This is a genomic window from Dechloromonas sp. ARDL1 (assembly GCF_051122455.1).
In the GTDB taxonomy this organism is placed as follows: domain Bacteria; phylum Pseudomonadota; class Gammaproteobacteria; order Burkholderiales; family Rhodocyclaceae; genus Azonexus.
In genome coordinates this window covers 3,705,933-3,729,472 of the sequence record NZ_CP168939.1, presented here as the reverse complement: position 1 = coordinate 3,729,472, position 23,540 = coordinate 3,705,933, and the positions used below count along the sequence as shown (strand labels likewise).

The window sequence follows — 23,540 nt, the reverse complement described above, 5'->3', positions numbered from 1 at the left end:
TCGTCATGCTCGCCAAAATCATTGAATGGTCGGGGCGCAACCGCTTCCTCGTCCTGCTCGCCACGTTGTTCGTCGTTGTCGGCGGTGTCGTCGCTGTCATGAAGACGCCGCTCGACGCGCTGCCCGATCTCTCTGATGTTCAGGTCATCGTCTATACCGAGTACCCCGGCCAGGCGCCGCAGGTGGTCGAGGACCAGGTGACCTATCCGTTGACCACGGCGATGCTGTCGGTGCCGAAATCGAAGGTCGTGCGCGGCTTCTCCTTCTTCGGCGCCTCCTTCGTCTACATCATTTTCGAGGACGGCACCGATATCTACTGGGCCCGCTCGCGGGTGCTGGAATACCTCAATTTCGCCGCCGGCCGCATGCCCAAGGGCGTGACGCCGCAGATCGGCCCGGATGCAACCGGGGTCGGTTGGGTCTATCAATATGCCGTGCTGGCCAAGGACAAGACGCTGGCCGAACTGCGCACGCTGCAGGATTGGTATCTGCGCTACCAGCTGACCAAGGCTCATGGCGTCGCCGAAGTCGCCTCGATCGGCGGTTTCGTACAGACCTACCAGGTCACCGTCGATCCGGTGAAACTGCGTGCCTATGGCATTCCGCTGGCCGCCGTTTCCAAAGTGATCCGCGACTCGAACCGAGATGTTGGCGGTCGTGTGGTCGAAATGGCCGAAACCGAATACATGGTGCGCGGCAAGGGCTATCTGCGCGGCACCGCCGATATCGAGAATCTCGTCGTCAAGGCACAAGGCGGAACGCCGGTTCTAGTCCGCGACATTGCCCGCGTCGAACTGGCGCCCGACGAGCGGCGCGGTCTGACCGAACTCAACGGCGAAGGTGAAGTCGTCTCCGGGATCGCCATGGCGCGTTACGGACAGAATGCACTGGAGGTCATCCACAACCTCAAGGACAAGATCGGCGAAATCTCGGCCGGCCTGCCCGAGGGCGTGACCATCGAGACGGTCTACGACCGCTCCGAACTGATCCACCGCGCCATCGATACCCTAAAGCGCACGCTGATCGAGGAAAGCCTGATCGTCGCGCTGGTCTGTATTGTTTTCCTGCTGCATTTCCGTAGTGCGCTGGTTGCCATCCTGATGCTGCCGGTCGGCGTCCTGATCGCCTTCATTTCGATGCGTCTGCTCGGCATGAACTCCAACCTGATGAGCCTGGGCGGCATCGCCATCGCCATCGGCGCGATGATCGATGCGGCGATCGTGATGATCGAGAATGCGCACAAGCACATCGAGCGCTTGCCGGAAGATCATACGCACGGCGAGCGAATCGAGGCGATGATCGCCGCTTGTAAGGAAGTTGGGCCGGCGCTGTTCTTCTCTCTGCTCATCATCACCGTGTCCTTCCTGCCCGTCTTTACGCTGGAAGCCCAGGAGGGTCGCCTGTTCGCACCGCTCGCCTTCACCAAGACTTTCGCCATGGCGGGTGCGGCGCTGCTGTCGGTTACCTTGGTACCAGTGCTGATGATGATCTTCATTCGCGGCAAGATCATGCCGGAGGCGAAGAACCCGGTAAATCGTGCATTGATCTGGGCTTATCGGCCGATCATCGCCGGTGTCATGCAGTGGAAGAAAACGACCATCGTCGCCGCCTTGATCGCACTGGCCGTCTCGATCTACCCCGCCAGCAAGCTGGGTTCGGAGTTCATGCCGACGCTCAACGAAGGCACCTTGTTCTACATGCCAGCTTCCTTGCCCGGCATGTCGATCACCAAGGCTGCCGAGCTGCTGCAGACACAGAACAAGATCATCAAGAGCTTCCCGGAAGTTGCCTCGGTCTACGGCAAGGCCGGCCGCGCCAACACCGCCACCGACCCGGCGCCGACCGAGATGTTCGAGACGGTGATCAACCTCAAGCCGGAATCCGAATGGCGACCGGGGATGACCACCGACAAGCTGATCGCCGAGATGGACAAGGCACTGCAGTTCCCCGGCGTGTCGAACGCCTGGACGATGCCGATCAAGGCCCGTATCGACATGCTGTCCACCGGTATCCGCACGCCGATCGGCATCAAGGTCTTCGGCAAGGATCTCGGCGAGATGGAAAAACTGGCCCGTGAAATCGAAACCGTGGTCAAAACGGTGCCCGGAACAACCTCGGCCTTTGCCGAGCGCATCACTGGCGGTTTCTACCTCAACATCGAGCCGGATCGCGCCCAGTTGGCTCGTTACGGGCTGGCGGTCGGCGACCTGCAGGAGATCATCGGTCAGGCCTTGGGTGGCGAGATGGTGACCACGACAGTTGAAGGCCGCGAGCGTTTCGGCGTGACCGTACGCTATCCGCGTGAGTTGCGTGCCGATCCCCAGCAAATCGCCCGTGAAGTGCTGGTACCGACCATGGAGGGTGCGATGATTCCGCTCGGCCAACTGGCCAAGGTCGAGGTCGCCAAGGGCACACCGGGCATCCGCACCGAGAATGCACTGCTCTCGGCCTATATCTTTGTCGACATCCGTGACCGCGATATCGGCGGCTATGTGGCCGATGCCAAGAAGGCAGTTGCCGAGAAGGTCAAGTTCCCGCCGGGTTACTACGCGACCTGGAGCGGCCAGTTCGAGTCGATGGAGCGGGCCATCGAGAAAATGAAGGTCGTCGTGCCGGTCACACTGCTCATCATCTTCCTGCTGCTCTACCTCAATTTCAAGCGCCTGACCGAGACCATCATCGTCATGCTTTCCGTACCGTTCGCACTGGTCGGCGGCGTCTGGCTGATGTGGCTGCTTGGGTACAACCTGTCGGTTGCTGTTGCCGTCGGCTTCATCGCGCTGGCAGGGGTTGCCGCCGAGACCGGCGTCGTGATGCTGATCTACCTCGACCACGCCTGGGAGGAACTGAAAGCCAAGCGCCGCACCGAGGGGCAGACGCCCAGCGTGCACGATCTCTACGAGGCCATCATGGAAGGCGCTGTTGAGCGGGTTCGACCCAAGATGATGACGGTGGTCGCCATCATGGCCGGCCTTCTGCCCATCATGTGGGGAACCGGCACCGGATCCGAGGTCATGAGTCGTATCGCAGCGCCAATGGTCGGCGGCATGATTTCCTCGACGGTGCTGACCCTGGCCGTCATTCCGGCGATCTATGCCTTGGTCAAGCAGTGGCGGCTCAACCGGAATCTGGAAAGCTGAGGACATCTACCGCTGCCTCACCTGTGCATTGCTTGAGTCAGTGCCTACAGAAAAGGAGCCATCCATATGAAACAAAGAAATGCGGATGGCTCCTCTATCTGGAAAAGTGTTCGAAAGTGCTTGACCTTCCCATTGTTGGAAGCTTCAGGATGGATCCCATGCTTAGACCGATGGAGATTCCAATGACCGACAACGTTTCAAATATCGCCGTCCACGACCTCCACTTGAGTGTGGGGGGTATGAGTTGCGCATCCTGCGTTTCACGGGTTGAGAAGGCGATCAGTCAGCTACCTGGCGTGTACGATGTCAGCGTGAACCTTGCCACGGAAGTGGCTGCAATTCGGGCATCCAGCGAGGTGAGCGCCAGCAGCTTGGTGGAAGCTATAAAGTCTGCTGGCTACAAAGCCAAAACCTCGTCCTTTGAACTTCAGATCGAAGGGATGAGTTGTGCATCCTGCGCCGGGAGGATTGAAAAGGCACTGCTCAAACTCCCCGGAGTCCTCCGAGCTTCAGTCAACCTAGCTACCGAACAAGCCACGATCGAGGCGCTTTCAGGCGTGTCGTTCGCAACGCTAGTCGCTGCCGTGCAAAAAGCCGGATATACCGCTAAAGCCGTCGAGGCTACCCCATTGCAAGCTCAGGCGAAACACGGATTGCCGGAGTGGTGGCCGGTGCTGCTCAGCACGCTGCTGACGCTCCCGCTCGTTACGCCCATGGTACTGAAGCTTTTCTCCATTGAGTGGATGGTGGCCGGATGGCTGCAATGGGCCTTGGCGACACCGGTTCAATTCTGGCTGGGCTGGCGCTTTTACCGGGCGGGCTGGGGTGCGCTCAAGGCCCGTTCCGGGAACATGGATTTGCTGATTGCCCTAGGCACCTCCGCCGCGTATGGACTATCGCTCTATCTCCTGGTCAGAAATGGTGACCAGGCAATTCATCATTTGTATTTCGAAGCATCGGCCGCAGTGATCACGCTTGTCCTGTTGGGCAAGTGGCTCGAAGCCCGGGCCAAAAGGCAGACTGCCGACGCCATTCGGGCGCTGAATGCGCTACGCCCAACGGTTGCCCGGGTTTGGGTCGAGGATCACGAAGTCAGCACGCCGATTGAGCAAGTCGCGATCGGTGACGTCGTTGTCATCCGACCCGGCGAGCGCATGCCGGTTGATGGCGAAATCCTGGATGGTCAAAGTCACGTCGATGAATCCCTGATTACCGGCGAGAGCCTTCCGGTCTCGAAGAATGTCGGTGACCGGGTCACGGGCGGCTCCGTCAATGGCGAAGGACTGGTTCGGGTAAAAACGATGGCTGTCGGCACTGAAACCACCCTAGCCCGCATCATTCGGATGGTCGAATCGGCGCAGGCCGCGAAGGCGCCGATCCAGCGTATTGTCGACCAGGTCAGCGCAGTCTTTGTTCCAGTCGTTCTGGTCATCGCCCTGGCTACTTTTGCCGGGTGGATGCTGGCCACGGGAAATTGGGAGGAATCCCTGATCAATGCGGTAGCGGTACTGGTCATTGCCTGTCCCTGTGCGCTGGGGCTGGCGACACCGACCGCGATCATGGCCGGGACCGGTGTTGCCGCTCGCCAAGGTATTCTGATCAAGGATGCCGAAGCGCTCGAACTGGCTCACTCGGTGACCGCCGTTGCCTTCGACAAAACCGGAACGCTGACCGAAGGCAAGCCGGCCTTGGTCGCCTATGAAGCTGCTGATGGCGTTGGCAGCAGCGAGGTCTTACGCATCTCGGCAGCGCTCCAGAAGACCAGCGACCATCCGTTGGCGCATGCCGTCATCGAGGTGGCCAGGCAATGCGGCGTTGCGGTTCCGGATGCCGGGGAAGCCAAGGCACTTCCCGGCAGGGGGATTCAAGGGACGGTCGAGGGCCGACGCTATCTCTTGGGTAGCACGCGCCTGCTTCAGGAACAAGGGATCACTTCAGGTGCCTTGGCGGATCGTGCTGCGCATTTAGCCGGTGAAGGCCGAACCGTATCGTGGTTGCTTCGGCTGGACGCGGTATCAACCGAGTTGCTGGGGTTGCTGGCCTTTGGCGACACCATCAAACCTGCTTCCTACCAGGCGATGGCGAGACTCCATGGACTGGGCATCAAGACGGTGATGCTCACCGGAGACAATCCGGGCAGCGCCCATGCGGTAGCCGAGGAATTGGGCATCGACGAAGTGCGCGCCGAGTTGCTGCCCGGTGACAAGGCAAGCATCGTCCAGGAGCTTCGCGACCAGGGATACATCGTGGCGATGGTCGGCGATGGGCTGAATGATGCGCCGAGCCTGGTCGCCGCCGATGTCGGTCTGAGCATGTCGACGGGTACGGATGTCGCCATGGAAGCCGCCGGTATCACCCTGATGCGAGGCGACCCGCGACTGGTCGCGGACTCGTTCGACGTCTCGCGTCGGACCTACGCCAAGATCAAGCAAGGCTTGTTCTGGGCGTTTGCCTACAACGTGCTGGGCATCCCGCTCGCCGCGCTGGGCATGCTCAATCCAGTCGTTGCCGGCGCGGCGATGGCTTTCAGTAGTGTCAGCGTTGTTACCAATGCATTGCTGCTGCGCCGCTGGCGTGGGGCGGCGACGGCGTAAGCAAGGAGCGCGAGATGAACATTGGCGATGCAGCGAAAGCTTCCGGCGTTTCGGCCAAGATGATCCGGCATTACGAGAGCGTGGGCCTGTTGCCTCCCGCTAGTCGCTCGGACGCTGGCTATCGTCAGTATAGTGAAAAGGATGTTCGTACCTTGCTGTTTATCCGGCGCTCCCGTGATTTGGGTTTTTCGATTGAAGAAATCCGGAACTTGGTAAGTTTGTGGCAAGACCAGGCCCGTTCCAGCCGCGAGGTCAAGGTGTTGGCCAGGCAGCACCTGGATTATCTGGACAGGAAGCTTGAGGAATTACTGTCGATGAAGAACGCGCTCTCCCACCTGGTCAGTTGCTGCCACGGTGATGAACGCCCGGATTGCCCGATTCTGGAAAACCTGGCGGGAAACCCAAAATGATTCTTTACAGAAAAGGAAGGTTGTCATGCTGAAAAAATGTTTGATCGTTGCTACGACAGCAGTCGTTGTTCTATTGGCGGGATGTGCCGGCACGGGATATTCGGGCGGCGCTCCCGAATCTCACGCCGGGCATGGTCACTAACCTGAGCTTTCACTGAATACACCATGCCAAGAGGGTTCAACATGTCTGCGGACACCCATTCACATACAAGGCCTTGGTACCGCTCCAGCGCCTCAATCGCTATCGCTATGCTGGCGGTGATTCTCGTTTTTTTCCTGATCCGCGAACACTGGGAACATCTTGCCGGCCGCTGGATTTACTTGTTGCTCCTGCTTTGCCCATTGATGCATCTGTTTGGGCATGGGGGACATGGTCATCGTGGAAAGTCGGGAGATTCGAATGATTAAACGCTATAACAAAGTCGGTTGCGGCGCGTTGCTCTCGCTGATGGCTAGCCTGTCCTTCGCTCAGGGCTGGCAGGTGCCGCAGCCAAGTCCCGGGTTGATGCCAAATCCGGCTCAAGGGAAAACCCTGTTTTTACAGAATTGTGCAAGCTGCCACGGTGCAGATATGAAAGGCGTGGATAAAGGCGACAAGAAGGGGCCGCCACTTTTGCACAAGATTTATGAACCCTCGCACCATGGCAACGCCGCTTTCCAACTCGCTGCGAAGAATGGTGTTCGAGCCCACCACTGGCCTTATGGTGACATGGCCCCAGTCCCCAAGGTGACACCGGATGATGTCGCGCACATTACTGCCTATGTACGTGCCGAACAGCGCAAGGTAGGTATTCAATAAGACAGGAGTTGCTATGACTTCCCATGACCTTGTCGTCGGTCAGCGTACTTGGCAACGCTTTGCGTTTGCGATGAGCGATCAGGTGGGAAGATCGGTTCAATGGGTTTGGAGAAGCGTTAACATCGGTAAACAAGTGTCGAGCCGTTGATCGAAACGGATTGAGCACCGTCCTTCTTGATGACATTGCGGTGACATATTTGTCATGTCAAAGCCATGAGCGCGTCAGTGTTCCGGCTGCATACTTCCGCCATCACACCGTCCTGATTGGAGGTAAACATGCGTGCCAACCGAATAGCCACCGGCCTGTTGAGCTTGCTCCCGCTAGTGCTTGCTGCATGTACCATGATACCGGCCCCGGATTTTTCGGCTGCTGTCGCCAGCGCTTCGACAGCAGCCGACCATCGGCGGATCGCAGATTTTTACGGCCAGAAAGCCTCCGGCCACGAAGAAGAGGCCTCTTGGCACGAGAAGAACGCCAACTCCTACGGAGGTTACCCACGAGGGCCTGTTTCATTCGTATCCCATTGCCATTCGCTGCAGGAAGGTTTCACTGCCGCGGCTAAGGAAGCGCGTTCCCTGGAAAAGGCACACCGCCAGATGGCCGCCGGTTTGTCCAACTGAACAGGCGAATGCTGGCCAGTAGAACGGCGAAATTTAGCAGATGCAAAATCAACGGATGACTACTGCCCTTAATCCCGTCTGCGGCAAGCAGGTGGATCTTGCCCAACCCGCACGCACGCTCGCTCGCTCGCAGGACGAAATTTCCATGCACCCTGCGATGAATATGCCGTAACGAAACTGCATCTGATGAATCCCCTGCGCCACCTCCTGTTCGTTGTCGCCCTGGTTTTTGCCCAATGGGCGGCTGGGGCGCATGCGGTCGAGCATGCGGTGGCGAAAGATGGCGCCTTGCCAGCCCACGCTTGCGAGCTCTGTCTGGCGGCGCACGACCTCGGGTCCGCACTGCCTGGAGTGGCATCGTTGCCGCCGGTGGTCAGCTTGGTGCTGATCCCGGAAGCCTTATCGTTCTTCGCCCGCAGCCACCTGCCGGCGCCCATCACCAGTCAGCGCGCACCGCCCGTAATTCTTCTCTGAACGATTCACCTTGTTAATGAGCCTTTCCGACCGGGAGGGCAGTTATCGCTTTTCGGAGAAGATCATGATTGTTACCAAAAAGGCCGCTGCTGCGGCTGCCCTCGCGTTTACCGCACCCGCCGCTCTCGCCCAAGGAGCGACTCCCTCCGACCAACCTACTGAATTGGCTCCGGTCGTTGTCACCGCCAATCCGCTGGGAAGCGCCTTGTTTGACCTGGCCGCCCCGGTTTCTGTCCTGGGCGGGCGGGACCTGACCTTGCGCCGGGAGAGTACCCTGGGAGAAACCGTCGCCAACCTGCCGGGCGTCAGTTCTACCTACTTCGGCCCCAGCGCGAGCCGTCCGGTGATCCGCGGCCTCGACTCAGACCGTATCCGGATCCTGCAGAACGGCACCGGTATGCTGGACGTGTCGGCCTTGAGTCCCGACCATGCCTCCACCGTCGATCCGCTGGTGGTGGACCGTATCGAGGTCGTCCGCGGTCCCGCGGCCTTGCTCTATGGCGGGACCGCAGTCGGCGGCGTGGTCAATGTCCTCGACAACCGCATCCCCCAGGAGGCCGTTCAGGGCGTCAGCGGACGCTTTGAGCCGCGCTTCGGTGGTGCCGACAACGAGCAGAGCGGCGCTGCGGTACTCGAAGGCGGCAATGGCCGGATCGCCTTCCATGCCGACATCAGCTCGCGCCGCAATGACGATGTGCAGATTCCCGGCTTCGCCCGTTCTAGCAGCCAGCGTGCCCTGGACGGCCCTGGCCAGGATCAGCCCCGGGACCGCCTGCCGAACAGCTCGGCGCATGGGGACAGCGGAGCGCTGGGCTCATCGCTCACTTTCGACAACGGGTATGTGGGCGTCTCCTATGCCGACTTCAAGACCAATTACGGCTCGGTGGCCGAACCGAACGTCCGTCTCGATATGCAGAGTTCCCGTTGGGATGCCGCCGGGGAAATGCGTGAACTGGGCTCCTTCATCGAAGCCGTGAAGTTCAAGTACGGCTACACCGATTACCAGCATCAGGAACTGGAGAGTGGTACCGTGGCGACCACCTTCAAAAACAAAGGCTATGAAGGCCGGATCGAGGCGACCCACGCCAAGCTGGGGCCGCTCACCGGCGCCTTCGGGGTGCAGCTTTCCAGCGTCAATTTCTCGGCCCTCGGAGAAGAAGCCCTCTTACCTAAAATCGATACCGACAGCGCGGCGCTTTTCCTCTACGAAGAAACGACAGTCGGCCGCACCAAATTCACCTTCGGCGGGCGCCTCGAACGAGCCAAGGTGGCTTCGGCCGGCGGTGGACCGCTCGACCCAAATACCGATCTGCCCCGTTTCGGCTCGGACCAGACCCGCAGTTTTTTCGACCAGAGTGGTGCCGTCGGCATCCTCTACAGCCTGACACAGAGTTTGAATCTGGCCGCCAATCTGGCGCACACCGAGCGGGCACCGACCTACGCCGAGCTTTTCTCCAACGGCCCCCATACCGCTACCGGACAGTATGAGATCGGCGATACGTCTCTGAACAAGGAGAAGTCGAACGGCCTCGATGTTCAACTGCGCTGGCGTTCGGGTCAGCATTCGGCAAGCATCGGCGGCTTCTACAATCGGTTTGAGAATTACATCACGGTGATGAGCAGCGGCAATACGCGAGCTACGGACGGCGAACTCAACCCCGCGGATGTTGGCGGCGGCGTAACCGCGGCAGGCGACAAAATTCTCCCGGAAGGGCTTTATCGCACTGTCAAGGCCGAGTTCCGCGGTCTCGAAACGGAAGGCAAATTCCGGGTGTACGAAGGGACCGGGAACCTCGATCTCAACCTGCGTGGCGACTACGTTAGGGCGACGAACCGCGATACGGGCGAGCCACTGCCGCGTATCTCGCCGCTCCGTCTGGGCGTCGGTCTCGACTACCAGCGCGGCAGCTTCGGTGCCCGACTCGATGTCAATCATGTCTTCAAACAGAGCCGTGTCGCTGCCAACGAATTGCCAACCGACAGCTACACGTTGGTCAATGCAGCGCTAACCTACCGCATTAAGGCGCAGGCGATGAACCTGGAGATGTTCCTCAAGGGCAACAACCTGTTCAATCAGGAAGCGCGGGTGCATACCTCCTTCCTGAAAGATATCGCGCCGTTGCCGGGACGCGGCATCCTGGTTGGGGTACGCAGCACTTTCTGAACCCCGTCTGAAAGAGCTGGCATGCAGGCCATATTGCGGACCTGGGTCGGGGCGTTTTCCTTCCGCCTGGCCCTGGGGTTCAGTGTCATGCAGTATGCGAAAATTAAGTGTATAAGCCAGTTCCAAACCGGCATTGCGGTGACCAATTTGTAATCCTCATGTTATGCAGACGACAGCCTATGGGCAGCATACTGACTGCACAACAATCATTTTGAGTACCTGCGCGAAGTCGATACCGTGATCGTCTGCAAGACTAGTGCGTTGGCAGAGGGGCGTCCAGTATTCGAACAAGTGCAAACTGGTCCTACTGTCGCGGAAACAGAAGTATCGCAATGAGCAAAATAGAGGAGCAAATGCAAAACCTAAGGATGACGACGGGACGCGACCCCGTCTGTGGCAAGCAGGTGGAGCTAGCTCAGAATTCCCGTTCCCTTGTCTACCACGGCGTCACCTATCACTTTTGCTCGGGGCATTGCCAAGAGCGTTTTGTTGACATCCCTGCGTTATATACCGGGCCACAGCGGTTGGCGGATATTCGACCAATTCTGAAACGCCGAAAGTTGAGGGTGGTGGATGGAAATCAGGCGAATCTGCCACTTGTGTGCCAACGGCTCCAGGAAATGATCGGTGTTTCATCCGTCACTTGCGAAAACGATCGCTTGATCGTCGAATACGATCTGCGGCTAACGGTTCTCACGCAGATCGAAGCCGTGGCTGCAACTGAAGACGTGCACTTCAAGGAAGGAGTCCATGCTTTGAGGCGATGGCTCTGGAAAAGTGCCGAATCCAACGAACTGGAAAACGCCGCTCATCCGGCAACGGGGGCCTGCTGTAATCGCCCACCAGTAAGGCTTCGCTAGTCGCTGCACCGGGTCATTGAACGACTTAGTGTCGTCGGATAAAGACAGCCTCTTTGCTGGTGAGGATTTCGCCGATAGAGTTGCTGTTTTCATAGATGGCCATGACCATGAATAGCCAGATCAGCGACCTGATTGCGCGGTGGAAGGACGATCCGCACAGCACTTATTCAACCTGGTTTCTATGGACGGAGCGCCTGAAGAATTTTCGCTCCATCCGTCGTGGCATCGCGGAGGTCGTCCGAGACATCGAGGCTGGTAGCTTTGGCAATGCCTATCGCGGATCGTCCCTGGAAACCGTCGTTGCCTCCGTGGCCGAACAGCGGCAGATTTTTAAGGGGGCTGAGCATGCCTTCCTGTGGAAGCCCAAACTGCGCATTCCCGATATCTATGAGCACCGGGAGAACCAACGAGCGTTTGCTCGCCTGCTGCACTCGTGCAACTGTTGTGACAGCGTCGATGGGATCATCCAGGCCATCAATGATATCGATGCCTTGAACATTAAGGGACTGGGTCCGGCGGTCGCCAATCTGCTGTATTTCATCCATCCCACCCTGGTCCCGCCCTTCAATACCGCCATCGTCAATGGTTACAACGCCTTGACCGGTTCCAAGGTCAAATTGGGCAGGTGGGATCACTACTTGACCATGCGCCAAGGCATCATCGCGCTCAATGCCGAGCACCGTCAGCTCCTGTCGAATGATCTTGGAGCGGTTGCCGGTCTGCTGTTCGATATCGGTTCGGGACGCTATACGGCGCCACCCATCGATGGAAACGCGGAGGCAGAGCGAATTTGGCGACAGGATTTGGCCTGGGTTCGCGAAGAGACTGCAGCGCAGCAAAAAGCCATTGCCTCAGCCGAAGGGAATGACCAAACCCATACCCAGGTACAAGGAAGCCTGCGCGACATCGGAATGGCCTTGGGGTTTTCCGTCTGGATCGCCGCCAATGACCGCAATCGCCCACATGGCAATGGTGTCCTGGGGGACGGTTGCCTGGCGATGCTCCCTGATGGCTTGGCCGGCCAGCCGGGCGCGGACTCCATCAGATTGATCGATGTCGTCTGGTTGGAGCCTGGCAGCGGAAAGGTTGTTGCCGCATTCGAGGTCGAACATACGACCTCAATTTATTCGGGAATTGTCCGCCTTCTCGATCTTGCCTACGGCAGTGGCCTCGATTCTTGCGATGCCCTGTTTCTAGTAGCCCCCGATGGTCGTGAAAATGATGTCAGACAACAGATTCGGCGGCCGGCATTTTCAAAAATTGGGAAACTGAATTTCAGGTATCTGCCTTATGGTGAACTCCGGGCGCAGCAGGATGCAATCATTCGTTTTGGATCGGGACTGAAACCCATCTTGAGCATTTCCAGAATGCTCAATATTAACGGTAGCCTTGCCTGAGAAGTGCCAATTGGATAATCGCCAAAATTGCAGCCGATAATTCTTAGCTTCTGCGCTCGACCCATGCAGCTTGATAAGTTCCACCAAAGAGCGTTTGCTTGCGCCAAGTAAAATGTTCCGGATGGCTGGAATAATCTCTGATGTCATGTTGCCACAGCGCATCAGCAAAAGGTTCCAGCCAAGCATTCACACCCATCAGTATCCAACGCACCGGTTGCCACCATGCCGGTCGATGATAGTCGACGAATAGCAATTTGCCATTTGTAGTCAGGCATTCCAACATGTGCGCGACGACCTGGCGCTTCTTTTCTTCAGGCACTTCATGCAAAAGGAAGAAGCAGCAAATGAGGTCGTAGTCGGATTCCGGATCAAAGGTTCCTGCATCTGCCCGGATGACCCGGCTCCAAGGGAAATCCGCCAGCTTATTGCGCCCGTGTTCAATCTGGATGGGGGTCACATCGGTCAGATGAAATTTGCCCTGTGGGCCGACCCGGGCCGCGACACGCTGCACCAGATCACCATAGACATGTGCCACCTGCCACACTTTCATGCCCGGTCGTATCGCGTCGAGATAGAGTTGCATCAGCCGCGCATCATTACCGAAAAGCAGGAGACGAACTACCATGCAATGGTCTAGCCACTTGACCCACTTCGGATTGACATAAGCCCAGTCATAGACGTCGACCAGATAGTTCGCCACACCGTCATACCAGTGGTATTCAGGACTCCGCTTGGGGTCGCCATCCCGCTCAAACGCGGTTTTCTGGTCCGCTCGGAACAACCCCAGCTGCGTGTCATCCTTCACTTTGCTGTCCGTGGCCGTTTCCCAGTATGTCTGAAGTAGTGCATCGCTAAGCTAAGCCATCGCTTGCAGTATCAAGTATGCGACCAGGTAGCTGACATCTCCCTAACCGGCTGATTACAAATTCATCATCGTCGTTATCGGAAATATCATAAAAATCGCTGCAGATGGGGCTGCGATTGATCGATTGGATCTCGCCAAGCCAAATTTCTGTCTATGCCTTCTCCGAAATCACCTGACTTTTTTCCAACCAAGCCGTAATCCGCTGGTCATGTTCTCGACAGCTAGCAAGGTTCATGCTCTATCTCATTTGGTTACTCATAGGAGAGTGAACATGAAATCAAGACTTGGTATTCTTATCATCAGTTTATCCTTGGCAACCCTGGCTGCTTGTAGTTCCGTACCCACGGCCAGTGAGATTCCGGCGAGTATTGCCAACGCTTCGACGCCTGCTGATCATCAAAAAATAGCGGATTACTTCACGCAGAAAGCAGCCAGTTACGAGAGCGAAGCCGCGCAGCACGAAAAAATGGCCGCCTCCTACGCCGGTCGTCCCAAGTTCGATCTACCTGCGATGGCTGCGCATTGTCGTTCCCTGCGTGACCAGTTTACTAACGCGGCCAAGGAAGCACGCCAGCTCGCTGACGCCCATCGCCAGCTTGCAGGAACCCCAGTTAAATAACGAGCCTGAATGATCACGGCCGAAAAGAGAGAGCCCTCGGCAGGCAGGGGTGTGCCTGCATTTTTCTCAGGGAGTTGTAAATGAAAGGAATAGCTATCGCCGTCGCTCTCTTCGGTGTGTCGTCGGCATTTGCGCAAACCGTAAGTCCGGCACCAACGCCGGAACATTCCGTAACCGGCAATCTGGGTGTAGTCAGTCAGTATGTATTTCGTGGGCTGTCGCAAACCGATGGCAAGCCCGCCGTACAGGGCGGGATCGACTACGTTCATTCATCCGGGTTCTATCTTGGTACGTGGCTATCCAACATTTCCTGGTTTACCGACCAGAATGCCGGCGTAAAGAACGCACCAGTATCCCTTGCCTCCCCAGGGAGTGTCGGTGCTCCGTACACTGCCGGAGCCAGCAACTCTGCCAGTCTGGAATGGGACTTCTATGGTGGTTACAAAAGCAGCTTCGCCGACGAGTGGACCTACGACGTCGGGCTGATTCGCTACTATTATCCGGGGCGCTTCGATAATCTGGGTGCCTATCGTCAACCGGATACGACAGAGGTTTACGGCGCAATTGGCTACAAATGGCTGACCCTGAAATATTCTCGAGGTATCAGCACCTATACGTTTGGGGTAAATGAGTCACGCGGTGCCAGTTATCTGGATCTGACGGCGCAGATTCCGCTAGGCGAAAGCGGTTTCGGCCTGCAAGCCCATATCGGGCGACAAAATTACTCCGGCAATGCGAATACCGGGTACTGGGGAGCATCTGGCGGTAACAACAATTATTTTGATTATACGGATTACCGGCTCGGGCTGACCAAGGAATACTACGGGTTCAACTTTGGCCTAGCCTGGTCCTATGCCAATACCCGTCATACGGCACCCGACGGAAACACGACGGCCTACATGAATGCGTTTGGTCGGAACATCGGACGCGACCGCGTGGTCGCTTCGGTGAGCAAATCGTTCTAGGATCGCGCAACGCAAACAAAAGCAATCCCCGGGGGAGTCTTGGTTGGAGCCCGTGCAACTTTGACCAAATTCCCCGCAGCCGCCATCTCTCCTAGCCGGCTGTTGTGGACGGCCTTGTCACCAGACAAGGCCTCCTCTTTTCTCTCAAGCAAATTCAAGTCCCCTCTCGATTTTTGAGGCTGATGTCGATGTATTCCTTTCGCCACGCTGACGAAATTGTAATCAGTCGGTCATCTATTGGTCAGTGCGCGCAGCGCTTAATGATTTGCGTAATGGATGCCATCAGAGGATTTTTGGTTACAAAGAGAGTTACGTTCCGACGTACCATAATTCTTGCTACAGGAGGGTATGTAATGAAATTTCGAATTTTTCTTGGCGGCCTTGCCTTAGTCAGTCTTGCGGCATGTACCGCAGTGCCAGTCAGCAATCTTCCCGAAAGTATTGCCAATGCTTCCAGTGCATCCGACCATCAGCGGATCGCTGATTTCTATATGGAGAGAGCCGCCAAATACGAGGCGGATGCGGCATGGCATGAGAAGGCCGCCAGCATTTACTACGCGCAACGGCCCAAGGGCGATCCTGTCGCCATGCGGGAACATTGCCTCGCTTTGAAGGAACGGTTGAATGCGGCCGCCAAGGAATCCAGGGAGTTAGCCGAGGCTCACCGTCAGCTGGCGTCCACCACAAAATGAAACAGCATAGCCTAACGGCCGTGAACGGCCCGAGGTAATTAGGCTCCCTTCTATGTGTCACAGCAAAGCCCAGTAGGAAAATACTGGGCTTCATATTTTACGAACCTCCTTTTTGACTTCCTCGGGGAAAAACCTGGTTTGATCGCCAGGTCAGTTTTTAGTCAGGATCATTACAGCTTCCCATTTAATTTGTAATTTGGCAGTCACTGGTTAGACAGGCTAACAACTTCAAGATGACATCGTCGATAACAGGGTAATTGCATCTGCTAACCGTAGGAAAGATGTTGTTGTCACGGTTTCTGCACCAAGGTGCCGATGAGCAGTTGTAAGCCCTATCTACCAGGAGGGGTCAAAATGAACGGCAAACAATCCAGGAGGTGGAAGTCAGCGTTACTGGCCACGTTGGCGTTGGTCACGGGGGTTTTCGCAACACAAACGGCCCAGGCGGTTCCCAGCATGGCCCGGCAAACCGGCTATGAATGCGGAAAATGCCACACGGTATTTCCGGAACTTACCCCGTTTGGACGGCAGTTCAAGCTGGGTGCCTTTGCCATGAGTTCTGACAAGTGGGATGCCAAGCCATTACTTGAGCGGATACCCGTGTCTGCCGCATTGCTGGCCTCCCAGACAAACACCAGTGATACCAATGCCGGCGGAACGACACCGGAGGACTTTCCGAAAGATCGGAAAATCGTTGCCGAGACAGCAGCGCTCTACTATGGCGGCAAAATTACGGACAATTCCGGTGCCTTGATCCAGTACAACTACGATGGCCTTGAGAAGCGTTGGGGCATGGAAATGTTTGATGCCCGCTACGGCAACAGCCTGACGCTGGCCGGGGAGGAACTGGCCTACGGCGTGACGTTGAACAATAGCCCGACCGTTTCAGATATCTATAACAGCACGCCTGCCTGGGGATTTCCCCATATCGGTACTGCTGCCTTGCAGATGCCTGCTGCCTCACTGGTCGACATGACGCTGGCCAGCAAGGTCGGCGGCGTTGGCCTGTACGGCATGTGGAACAACCTGATTTACGTCGAGGTTGCCAATTATCGTTCCGCCAAGAGTGGGGCCTTCCGCTTCATGAGTTGGGGACAGCCTTGGGGAACGGAGGAGTTGGCCGGCAGTGTCATCAATGGCAATGCACCCTATTGGCGGGTCGCGCTCCAACAGGACTGGGGAGCGCATAACCTCGCGATCGGGACTTATGGTCTGAATGCCAGGGTATGGCAGGACACGAACGACAAATCACTGGGGAGCAATCGTTTCCGGGATATTGCATTCGACCTGAATTATCAGTTCATTCAGGGCAACCATACTGCCTCGGCACGTGCGAACTGGATCAACGAGAAGCAGACATGGGATAACGGCCTGGTCGGCTCAGCAGTCTCGAATGCTGCAACCACCCTGAAAACCTTCCGAACGGACTTCCACTACTACTTCCAGCGTCAATGGGGCGGTGGATTGCAGTATTTCAGAACCACCGGCACCTCGGATGATTTGCGTTACAACACCGGTGATGCATTGATGGGAAGTGCCAGCGGCAGTCCCAATACCAAGGGCTGGATCGCGGAACTGAATTACCTGCCGTGGCAGAACGTGAAGTTTGCGCTGCGCTATACCAAATACAACCAGTTCAATGGCGCCTCGGACAATTACAACGGACTGGGACGTAATGCCGCGGACAACAACAACGTTTTCCTGATGGGCTGGGTGTTGTTCTAGCACTCATTGGATTCGGCCCGGCGGGCCGGATCCCTCATACCCCTCATTTGCTCGATTCAATCAATTCTGGAGATTGCCATGAATACACTTTTCAAGCGCTTGCTTATTGCTTGCGCCCTATCGGTCGCCATGTTCTCGGCAACTGGCGCACAGGCCGTCGATGAGGAAGCTGCGCGGGTATTGGCCCGCGAAAGTAATTGCTTCAAGTGCCATTCGATCAGCAAGAAAGGCGATGGCCCCGCCTGGAAAGAAGTGGCCGCCAAATACAAGGGCAAACCCGATGCTGAAGCCAAGCTGACCCAGCACATCACCAGCGGTGAGAAGGTCAAGTTTGAGGATGGGCACGAAGAGGAACACAAGGTCGTCAAGTCGAAGGATCCTGCCCAGGTCAAGAACCTGGTGGACTTCATTCTGTCGCGCTAAGCCGGCCAGCCATACCTTCGGCGGCGGCATCGGCCCACTGGCCGTTTGCTTCCCCCGATGCCATTTGATCAGGCAAATAACTCAGGGAGCACACCATGGAAGACATGAGCAGGGGATTCGTAAAACGTTGGTGGAAGGTGCTTCGACGACCCAGCGTTAAGTATTCTCTGCTGTCCCTGTTGGCGATCGGTTTTGCGTCCGGAATCATATTCTGGGGCGGATTCAATACCGCTCTTGAGGCGACCAACACGCTGGAGTTCTGTACCACGTGCCACGAGATGCGGGACACTGTCTATCAGGAATACAAACAAACGATTCACTACAGCAACCGTACCGGCGTGCGTGCCATCTGCTCCGATTGTCATGTACCCAAGGACTGGACGCACAAGATGGTGCGAAAGGCCAAGGCGAGCTTCGAAATATGGGGCAAGCTCACTGGCAGCATCGATACCCCGGAGAAATTCGAAGCCAAACGCATGACCTTGGCTACCCATGAGTGGGAACGAATGAAGGCGGTCGGATCACGCGAATGCAGAAACTGCCACAGTTTCGAAGCCATGAGCGGAGACATCCAGAAACAGACCGTCTTCAAGAAGCACATGAAAGCCAAGGACGAGGGGCAGACCTGCATCGATTGCCACAAGGGGATCGCGCATAAGTTACCCAAGGAATACAAGGACGATGGCGAAGATTGAAAGTCATTGATACTGCATTACTCAACAAGGAGATTTCCATGACCATGGATGCGATTAGCCGTAATTCCACCACCGTACCCCAGAATCAGGACGCCTACAACGTCAAACGGGCCGAGATTCAGGCCCGTCAAGCAGAGGAACTATCACGGCAGCGTCAGATTGAGCAGGCCATTCCACAACCGGCAATCAACGCCCAAGGGCAGTTGACTGGTACGTTGATCAATATCAACGCTTGAAGTGTTTCAGGTGTCTTCCGAAATAAGCACTATGACGCAGGATAGCGTTGGAACTATGGAAGACATTCGTTATTACGAGGTTCCTTTTGCATGCTTCGACGTTATTGCAGTATGGGATGAAAATCAATGCATCTGGCAGGCTACAGACAATGGCTTGGCCGTCGCTTCCTGGCTCACTGCCTATGATCAGTGGCCATCCAACTGGAATTCGATAATTCGAGATTGTGGTGTCCATTGTTGCCAAGAGGAGTTTCATGCATTTGGAAAACGGGCAGATGAGGTAGCGAGGAGATTGATGATTACCCTGCTATATCTCAACCAAGTTCGAACCCTAAACCAAGCAGCAGTTTTCCATGAATCAGGAGTTTGATATGTCCCTATCCCTTGAAAACTTGAAAAATCAAGCTGGCTCACAGCTGGATCTCACCCTTCGCATTGTTCAGGCGAACGGGGAGTACGCTGAAAAAGCCGTGGCTGCGCATTTCGCGATGTTGCAGGCGCTACTGCAAAAGGATCAGGCCCCGGAGAGCTACAGTAGTGAAGGTGCTTGGAACGCTCTGAGCGAGAAAGGAAGTGTTCTGACTGATTATTGCAAGTCCTGTCTACAAGATGGCCTGAATTACCAGAAACAAGTGCTAGCAGCCTTGTCTCGAAAATGAATCGACCGCTTTGGTGCTCATGACTTCCTTGGCTCCCTGTCCAGCAATACTTCCTGACAAATATGTAATCAACAAGTCACTTTGTTGACAGTCAAAAAGGTAGAAACTGCACTTGTCCATGCGATTCGGACTGTTGATTTCCTCAAACCCTAGGAGCCCCGATCATGAAAATCTCTTCCCTTATTGCCGCCGTTCTGTTCGCCAGCGCCGCCACAACGGGTATCGTCTATGCCGATGAGAAGGCAGCCGCCCCGAAAGCTGCCGAAGCTCAGGCTGACAAGGCTGCTGTCAAACCGCATTCCCACGTCCAGGAGAAGACCGGTATGGCGCAAAGTATGCCGGATGCCAAGGCTGAAAAATCCAAGGCCGGCAAGGATCAGGGCAAGCACTACCATCCGCGGGATGGGAAGTAACTGTTCAGCAAAGGCCCCGATATCGGGGCCTCATCATTTCAGCCATGGATATTCGCAAACCAGCAGAACACGGTGATCGGTGTGTTTGTCGCGCACTGGCGCTGGCGGTTGGTAGCGACCCCAAGCTGCTGAGCTACAACTACTGCCGGGAGGTGCTCCAGAAACGTTGGCTTGTCGAATGCAATCATGGTTGTCTGGCCGCACCGGTCATGCCGGATAGCGAACTGAAATGGCACGACCTCGGTGAGATCGACCCGGTGAGAGCCATTCTGATCATGAACGAATAGTCATCGTCATGGCAGGTGCTTCGTCAGTTCCTCCTGTCGGCAACAGTTCACCTCCTCCGGTTCAAGGTGGTCACGAAGGGCACGGTGCTTCGCCTGCCAATGCCAACAATGGTACGTTTTCTGAAGCACTGAATCAGGCGATGGCCCAACAGGCGAATAATCCGGTGGCCGGCCATGGCGCCCATGGCGGACAAGGAGGGAGTGGATCAGGTCAGGGGGGAGGACATGGTGGCGGGCACGCTTCCGGAATGGCGCCCACTACGGCAACAGCCCACCCAAATCACTTTTCCATTGGACAGGGCGGGCATGCGGGTCACGACTTCCAGCAGAAAATGCTAGGGGTTCGGATCTATCGGCAGCAACTTATAGCCTCGAACATCGCCAATGCTGATACGCCTGGTTATAAGGCTGTCGATATTGACATTGAAGAGGCCGCCCAAATCGTCAAGGGGGCATCGGCATCGCTACCGCTGGCGACCACTGCCGCCGGCCATCAGTCAGGAAGTGCGCAGACACCGCCGTTTCCGCTGAAGTACCATGTGCCGTACCAAGCCGCTGCTGACGGCAATACGGTCGAAATGGACGTTGAGCGACAGAAGATGGCTGAAAACTCGCTGATGCACCAGTTTTCCCTAGATCGTGTCAGCGGCCACTTCAAGCACTTCATGGAGCTGTTGCAGAACCTCAAATGAATCGCTTTTCACTGCCTGACACGCCTCGCCGGTTACGTCTTGCTTTGGCCCTGCGGCTCGGCATTGGCGCCGCAGTAGTCGGGATACTGGCCGGTGGTGTGGCCTACTGGTTGGCATCCTACGAAGCCGAGTTACGCGTCAAGGAGCTGGCGATTGCCGGCGTACGTCACTTCGAGTCGCCGGCGATGCAATTGGCCGAAGGGCAGGATGCGAGCGACCATCAAGAGCTTGCCCGACTCCTGCGTGAGGAACTTGTGGGCATGCGTGTTTTTGGAGTCGATGGGCGTGTGCTCTTCGAGACATTAGGGGGACTCCCTGAGGCAGCACTCGCCCCGTTCAGTGGCATCGTACCTACTTGGCCGAAACAGGGTGAAAATCACACACGGAGTGTTCGTGTTGGGGCTGACGAGTTGATTCAGGTCTTGCTCCCCATGACTACCGAAAATGGCCACCTGATAGGCTATGTCGAAGGGATCAGTCGAATATCTGAAAAGGAAATCGAGGCCAGGCGGCGATCAATCCGGCATGTGGCACTGGCAGCAAGTTTGTCGGTGCCAACAGCGGCATTGTTGTTGTACCCCCTTATGCTGGCCATGCTACGGCGTTCCAATTTTCTGTCGCGGCAACTGCTCGATGCCAACCTGTCGCTGATTCGTTCGTTGGGGAATGCAATTGCCAAGCGTGACGCCGACACCGATGCGCACAATTATCGGGTCACCTTGTTCTCGGTGGCCGTTGCCGAGGCCTTGAAGGTTCCAACAGAAACGATTTCCAGTCTGGTGTTGGGTGCTTTTTTACATGATGTGGGCAAGATCGGGATTCCCGATAGAATCCTGCTCAAGCCCGGCAGATTAGATCGGGATGAGTTCAAGGTCATGCAGACCCATGCTGTGCTTGGCGTGGAGATCGTTGCTGGCAATCCCTGGCTGACCGGTGCCGAACAAACGATCCGTCACCACCATGAGCGTTTTGATGGCAGCGGCTACCCGGATGGATTATCCGGAACCGGTATTCCTTTAGCTGCCCGGATTTTTGCGGTGGTCGACGTATTCGATGCGCTGACCTCGGTGCGCCCTTACAAGGAGGCAATATCACTGGAGGAAACGTTGTCCGTCATGGAGCAGGAAAGTGGCACTCATTTTGACCCGGAAGTATTCGCAACATTCTTCGAGCTTGCACCAGGCCTGTATGCCAAGAGCCGTACTTGGGAAAGGAATCAGTGGGCGGCCGAATTGAACTCGGTCGTCAAGCGGTACTTCAAAACAGAAACGGAGAGGTGGCCCCGCGCAGTTGGACAGAAATTTGGTTTTCTTAAGTGAGTTCTCTGCGGGTTAAGCCGCTGCGGCGAGCAGCGGCTGGTTGAAGTAAGCCGTATCCGGGGTTTGCCCGTCAAGCGTTGAGTGCGGGCGACGACGATTGTAAAAATCGAAGTAGCGGGCCAGCGCCTGTCGGACCTCGGAAACGGTGTCGTAGCCGTGCAGGTAAATCTCCTCGTACTTGACCGATTTCCAGAGGCGTTCGACGAATACGTTATCGCGCCAGCAGCCCTTGCCATCCATGCTGACCTGAATGCTGTGCTCCTGAAGCAAGCCAATGAAGGCCGAACTGGTGAATTGGCTGCCCTGGTCTGTGTTCATGATTTCCGGTCGGCCATACTTCATGATGGCCTCTTCCAGAGCATCGACGCAGGGATCAGCCGTCAGGCTGTTCGACAGGCGCCAACTCAGCACCCGACGGGTTGCCCAATCAAGCACCGCGCTCAGATAGACGAAGCCCCGGCGCATCGGGATGTAGGTCGTATCCATGGCCCAGACCTGATTCGGACGCTCGATGGCAAGGCCGCGCAGCAGGTAGGGATAGATGCGGTGTGCCTGGTTGCGCCGACTGGTGTTGGCCTTGCGGTAGATGGCCTGGATATCGAGCTTCTTCATCAGCGTACCGACATGTTTGCGACCGATTTCATGGCCTTCGAGCTTGAGCATATCGCGCAACATCCGCGCACCGGCAAAGGGATGCTCCAGGTGCAGTTCATCAATCCGCCGCATCAGCATCAAATCGATTTCGGATGTGGGCTGCGGCTGGTAATAGACAGAAGAACGCGAAAGCTCAAGTAACTGGACTTGCCTGACGACAGGCAGATCGTGGGCCTTGTCGATCATCGTTTTGCGCTCGCATCGCCGATGCGACCGAGCGCGACGGCCAAAAAATCAATCTCCAACGCCTGCTGGCCTATCTTTGCATGCAAATCCTTCAGGTCCGGCGTGGCCGCCTGCTTCTCGGCAGCCGTCGCAAAGACACCCGAGGCGTTCTCGAGCAATTGTGTCTTCCATTGCGTAATCTGATTCGGATGAACGTCAAACTTCTCTGCTAACGCAGCCAGCGTCTCATCGCCCTTGAGGGCGGCAATCGCCACTTTGGCCTTGAAGGCGGCTGTGTGGTTACGGCGGGGTCTTCTCATTGCTTCTGCTCCTAGGCAGGCGATTTCCATCGCCCATTGAAGCAGAGATTTCACTTAACTCGATGTCCGGATTCGCGGAACCACCTCTTAGAGCGATAGCCATATGACCTTCCCTTTTCGATTTTCTGTTCGCCAGCCAGTCCATAGCCATACCTTTTCCTAGTTCAAAGGTAGTTGGTGGAAGCTATCGATCCACTGCAGTGTCGGCGCGCGTTTAAATTTGACCACCTGTGCGCGTTGAATTTTGACCAGGTGTGATAGCCACCTGACATAGGTGGGCTTGTGGATAAGTGTAGCTCAGAACAACTGATTTCCGAGCCACGACGAATGCGTTGGGAAAGCCGTGGAGGAC

25 protein-coding genes are annotated in these 23,540 nt (G+C 56.5%); 23 read left to right on the top strand and 2 right to left on the bottom strand.

Annotated features, from left to right (window positions below):
• Positions 1-5: 5 nt before the first annotated feature.
• From AB6Q56_RS18425 to AB6Q56_RS18380, 10 genes are all read left to right on the top strand, one after another.
• Entirely contained in the window at positions 6-3,140 is a 3,135-nt protein-coding gene (locus AB6Q56_RS18425) for an efflux RND transporter permease subunit (RefSeq protein ID WP_434514497.1), read from the top strand.
• A 149-nt stretch (positions 3,141-3,289) separates the two neighbouring features.
• Positions 3,290-5,734 (top strand): heavy metal translocating P-type ATPase, encoded by a 2,445-nt coding sequence (locus AB6Q56_RS18420; RefSeq protein ID WP_434514496.1) that lies wholly within the window; start codon positions 3,290-3,292, stop codon positions 5,732-5,734.
• Positions 5,735-5,748: 14 nt separating this feature from the next.
• The gene (gene cueR / locus AB6Q56_RS18415; RefSeq protein ID WP_434514495.1) at positions 5,749-6,144 is read left to right on the top strand and encodes a Cu(I)-responsive transcriptional regulator; all 396 of its coding nucleotides are present in this window, start codon (positions 5,749-5,751) and stop codon (positions 6,142-6,144) included.
• Between the two features lie 165 nt (positions 6,145-6,309).
• Positions 6,310-6,552, top strand: a complete 243-nt coding sequence (locus tag AB6Q56_RS18410; RefSeq protein WP_434514494.1) for a DUF2933 domain-containing protein — start codon at positions 6,310-6,312, stop codon at positions 6,550-6,552.
• A complete protein-coding gene (locus AB6Q56_RS18405; RefSeq protein ID WP_434514493.1) occupies positions 6,545-6,943 on the top strand; it encodes a c-type cytochrome in 399 nt (132 codons plus the stop codon). The genes AB6Q56_RS18410 and AB6Q56_RS18405 overlap by 8 nt, the downstream gene beginning before the upstream one ends.
• A gap of 276 nt (positions 6,944-7,219) precedes the next feature.
• A complete protein-coding gene (locus AB6Q56_RS18400; RefSeq protein WP_434514492.1) occupies positions 7,220-7,564 on the top strand; it encodes a hypothetical protein in 345 nt (114 codons plus the stop codon).
• 186 nt (positions 7,565-7,750) lie between these two features.
• The gene (locus AB6Q56_RS18395; protein WP_434514491.1) at positions 7,751-8,038 is read left to right on the top strand and encodes a hypothetical protein; all 288 of its coding nucleotides are present in this window, start codon (positions 7,751-7,753) and stop codon (positions 8,036-8,038) included.
• A 64-nt stretch (positions 8,039-8,102) separates the two neighbouring features.
• Positions 8,103-10,202, top strand: a complete 2,100-nt coding sequence (locus tag AB6Q56_RS18390) for a TonB-dependent receptor (RefSeq protein WP_434514490.1) — start codon at positions 8,103-8,105, stop codon at positions 10,200-10,202.
• A 332-nt stretch (positions 10,203-10,534) separates the two neighbouring features.
• Positions 10,535-11,062 carry a YHS domain-containing protein gene (locus tag AB6Q56_RS18385; RefSeq protein WP_434514489.1) on the top strand — a complete coding sequence of 176 codons (528 nt, stop codon included), beginning with the start codon at positions 10,535-10,537 and terminating at the stop codon, positions 11,060-11,062.
• Between the two features lie 95 nt (positions 11,063-11,157).
• Positions 11,158-12,459 (top strand): type II restriction endonuclease, encoded by a 1,302-nt coding sequence (locus AB6Q56_RS18380; RefSeq protein ID WP_434514488.1) that lies wholly within the window; start codon positions 11,158-11,160, stop codon positions 12,457-12,459.
• A gap of 43 nt (positions 12,460-12,502) precedes the next feature.
• Here the strand turns inward: AB6Q56_RS18380 and rquA are convergent, their stop codons facing one another.
• Positions 12,503-13,264, bottom strand: coding sequence for a rhodoquinone biosynthesis methyltransferase RquA (rquA, locus tag AB6Q56_RS18375; protein ID WP_434514487.1), 762 nt, complete (start codon positions 13,262-13,264; stop codon positions 12,503-12,505).
• A gap of 331 nt (positions 13,265-13,595) precedes the next feature.
• Between rquA and AB6Q56_RS18370 the strand changes: the two genes are divergently transcribed.
• From AB6Q56_RS18370 to AB6Q56_RS18310, 13 genes are all read left to right on the top strand, one after another.
• Positions 13,596-13,943, top strand: a complete 348-nt coding sequence (locus AB6Q56_RS18370; RefSeq protein WP_434514486.1) for a hypothetical protein — start codon at positions 13,596-13,598, stop codon at positions 13,941-13,943.
• Positions 13,944-14,023: 80 nt separating this feature from the next.
• Positions 14,024-14,908 carry a TorF family putative porin gene (locus tag AB6Q56_RS18365; RefSeq protein WP_434514485.1) on the top strand — a complete coding sequence of 295 codons (885 nt, stop codon included), beginning with the start codon at positions 14,024-14,026 and terminating at the stop codon, positions 14,906-14,908.
• A gap of 353 nt (positions 14,909-15,261) precedes the next feature.
• On the top strand, positions 15,262-15,600 hold the full coding sequence (locus AB6Q56_RS18360) for a hypothetical protein (protein WP_434514484.1): 339 nt from the start codon (positions 15,262-15,264) through the stop codon (positions 15,598-15,600).
• Between the two features lie 354 nt (positions 15,601-15,954).
• The gene (locus tag AB6Q56_RS18355) at positions 15,955-17,325 is read left to right on the top strand and encodes a hypothetical protein (protein ID WP_434514483.1); all 1,371 of its coding nucleotides are present in this window, start codon (positions 15,955-15,957) and stop codon (positions 17,323-17,325) included.
• A gap of 78 nt (positions 17,326-17,403) precedes the next feature.
• The gene (locus AB6Q56_RS18350; RefSeq protein ID WP_434514482.1) at positions 17,404-17,748 is read left to right on the top strand and encodes a c-type cytochrome; all 345 of its coding nucleotides are present in this window, start codon (positions 17,404-17,406) and stop codon (positions 17,746-17,748) included.
• Between the two features lie 104 nt (positions 17,749-17,852).
• The gene (locus tag AB6Q56_RS18345; protein WP_434517176.1) at positions 17,853-18,443 is read left to right on the top strand and encodes a NapC/NirT family cytochrome c; all 591 of its coding nucleotides are present in this window, start codon (positions 17,853-17,855) and stop codon (positions 18,441-18,443) included.
• Entirely contained in the window at positions 18,440-18,679 is a 240-nt protein-coding gene (locus tag AB6Q56_RS18340; RefSeq protein WP_434514481.1) for a hypothetical protein, read from the top strand. Before AB6Q56_RS18345 ends, AB6Q56_RS18340 begins: the two co-directional genes overlap by 4 nt.
• A gap of 55 nt (positions 18,680-18,734) precedes the next feature.
• Entirely contained in the window at positions 18,735-19,049 is a 315-nt protein-coding gene (locus AB6Q56_RS18335) for a hypothetical protein (RefSeq protein WP_434514480.1), read from the top strand.
• Positions 19,033-19,338: a hypothetical protein gene (locus AB6Q56_RS18330; RefSeq protein ID WP_434514479.1), complete on the top strand. Its 306-nt coding sequence runs from the start codon at positions 19,033-19,035 to the stop codon at positions 19,336-19,338. The genes AB6Q56_RS18335 and AB6Q56_RS18330 overlap by 17 nt, the downstream gene beginning before the upstream one ends.
• A gap of 164 nt (positions 19,339-19,502) precedes the next feature.
• A complete protein-coding gene (locus AB6Q56_RS18325; RefSeq protein ID WP_434514478.1) occupies positions 19,503-19,751 on the top strand; it encodes a hypothetical protein in 249 nt (82 codons plus the stop codon).
• 44 nt (positions 19,752-19,795) lie between these two features.
• Positions 19,796-20,038 carry a hypothetical protein gene (locus AB6Q56_RS18320; RefSeq protein ID WP_434514477.1) on the top strand — a complete coding sequence of 81 codons (243 nt, stop codon included), beginning with the start codon at positions 19,796-19,798 and terminating at the stop codon, positions 20,036-20,038.
• 8 nt (positions 20,039-20,046) lie between these two features.
• A complete protein-coding gene (flgB, locus tag AB6Q56_RS18315) occupies positions 20,047-20,730 on the top strand; it encodes a flagellar basal body rod protein FlgB (protein ID WP_434514476.1) in 684 nt (227 codons plus the stop codon).
• Positions 20,727-22,049 (top strand): HD-GYP domain-containing protein, encoded by a 1,323-nt coding sequence (locus tag AB6Q56_RS18310; RefSeq protein WP_434514475.1) that lies wholly within the window; start codon positions 20,727-20,729, stop codon positions 22,047-22,049. The genes flgB and AB6Q56_RS18310 overlap by 4 nt, the downstream gene beginning before the upstream one ends.
• A 12-nt stretch (positions 22,050-22,061) precedes the next feature.
• Here the strand turns inward: AB6Q56_RS18310 and AB6Q56_RS18305 are convergent.
• A protein-coding gene (locus AB6Q56_RS18305) for an IS3 family transposase (RefSeq protein ID WP_374755713.1) occupies positions 22,062-23,188 on the bottom strand; the annotation gives its coding sequence in 2 pieces (ribosomal slippage) (positions 22,062-22,930 and positions 22,930-23,188; 1,128 coding nt in all).
• Between the last annotated feature and the right edge of the window lie 352 nt (positions 23,189-23,540).

Bases quoted from the DNA above. Each gene is read 5' to 3' on its own strand.
- AB6Q56_RS18425 (WP_434514497.1), top strand. From the start codon at position 6: ATGCTCGCCAAAATCATTGAATGGTCGGGGCGCAACCGCTTCCTCGTC.
- AB6Q56_RS18420 (WP_434514496.1), top strand. From the start codon at position 3,290: ATGGATCCCATGCTTAGACCGATGGAGATTCCAATGACCGACAACGTT.
- cueR (WP_434514495.1), top strand. From the start codon at position 5,749: ATGAACATTGGCGATGCAGCGAAAGCTTCCGGCGTTTCGGCCAAGATG.
- AB6Q56_RS18410 (WP_434514494.1), top strand. From the start codon at position 6,310: ATGCCAAGAGGGTTCAACATGTCTGCGGACACCCATTCACATACAAGG.
- AB6Q56_RS18405 (WP_434514493.1), top strand. From the start codon at position 6,545: ATGATTAAACGCTATAACAAAGTCGGTTGCGGCGCGTTGCTCTCGCTG.
- AB6Q56_RS18400 (WP_434514492.1), top strand. From the start codon at position 7,220: ATGCGTGCCAACCGAATAGCCACCGGCCTGTTGAGCTTGCTCCCGCTA.
- AB6Q56_RS18395 (WP_434514491.1), top strand. From the start codon at position 7,751: ATGAATCCCCTGCGCCACCTCCTGTTCGTTGTCGCCCTGGTTTTTGCC.
- AB6Q56_RS18390 (WP_434514490.1), top strand. From the start codon at position 8,103: ATGATTGTTACCAAAAAGGCCGCTGCTGCGGCTGCCCTCGCGTTTACC.
- AB6Q56_RS18385 (WP_434514489.1), top strand. From the start codon at position 10,535: ATGAGCAAAATAGAGGAGCAAATGCAAAACCTAAGGATGACGACGGGA.
- AB6Q56_RS18380 (WP_434514488.1), top strand. From the start codon at position 11,158: ATGGCCATGACCATGAATAGCCAGATCAGCGACCTGATTGCGCGGTGG.
- AB6Q56_RS18370 (WP_434514486.1), top strand. From the start codon at position 13,596: ATGAAATCAAGACTTGGTATTCTTATCATCAGTTTATCCTTGGCAACC.
- AB6Q56_RS18365 (WP_434514485.1), top strand. From the start codon at position 14,024: ATGAAAGGAATAGCTATCGCCGTCGCTCTCTTCGGTGTGTCGTCGGCA.
- AB6Q56_RS18360 (WP_434514484.1), top strand. From the start codon at position 15,262: ATGAAATTTCGAATTTTTCTTGGCGGCCTTGCCTTAGTCAGTCTTGCG.
- AB6Q56_RS18355 (WP_434514483.1), top strand. From the start codon at position 15,955: ATGAACGGCAAACAATCCAGGAGGTGGAAGTCAGCGTTACTGGCCACG.
- AB6Q56_RS18350 (WP_434514482.1), top strand. From the start codon at position 17,404: ATGAATACACTTTTCAAGCGCTTGCTTATTGCTTGCGCCCTATCGGTC.
- AB6Q56_RS18345 (WP_434517176.1), top strand. From the start codon at position 17,853: ATGAGCAGGGGATTCGTAAAACGTTGGTGGAAGGTGCTTCGACGACCC.
- AB6Q56_RS18335 (WP_434514480.1), top strand. From the start codon at position 18,735: ATGGAAGACATTCGTTATTACGAGGTTCCTTTTGCATGCTTCGACGTT.
- AB6Q56_RS18330 (WP_434514479.1), top strand. From the start codon at position 19,033: ATGAATCAGGAGTTTGATATGTCCCTATCCCTTGAAAACTTGAAAAAT.
- AB6Q56_RS18325 (WP_434514478.1), top strand. From the start codon at position 19,503: ATGAAAATCTCTTCCCTTATTGCCGCCGTTCTGTTCGCCAGCGCCGCC.
- AB6Q56_RS18320 (WP_434514477.1), top strand. From the start codon at position 19,796: ATGGATATTCGCAAACCAGCAGAACACGGTGATCGGTGTGTTTGTCGC.
- flgB (WP_434514476.1), top strand. From the start codon at position 20,047: ATGGCAGGTGCTTCGTCAGTTCCTCCTGTCGGCAACAGTTCACCTCCT.
- AB6Q56_RS18310 (WP_434514475.1), top strand. From the start codon at position 20,727: ATGAATCGCTTTTCACTGCCTGACACGCCTCGCCGGTTACGTCTTGCT.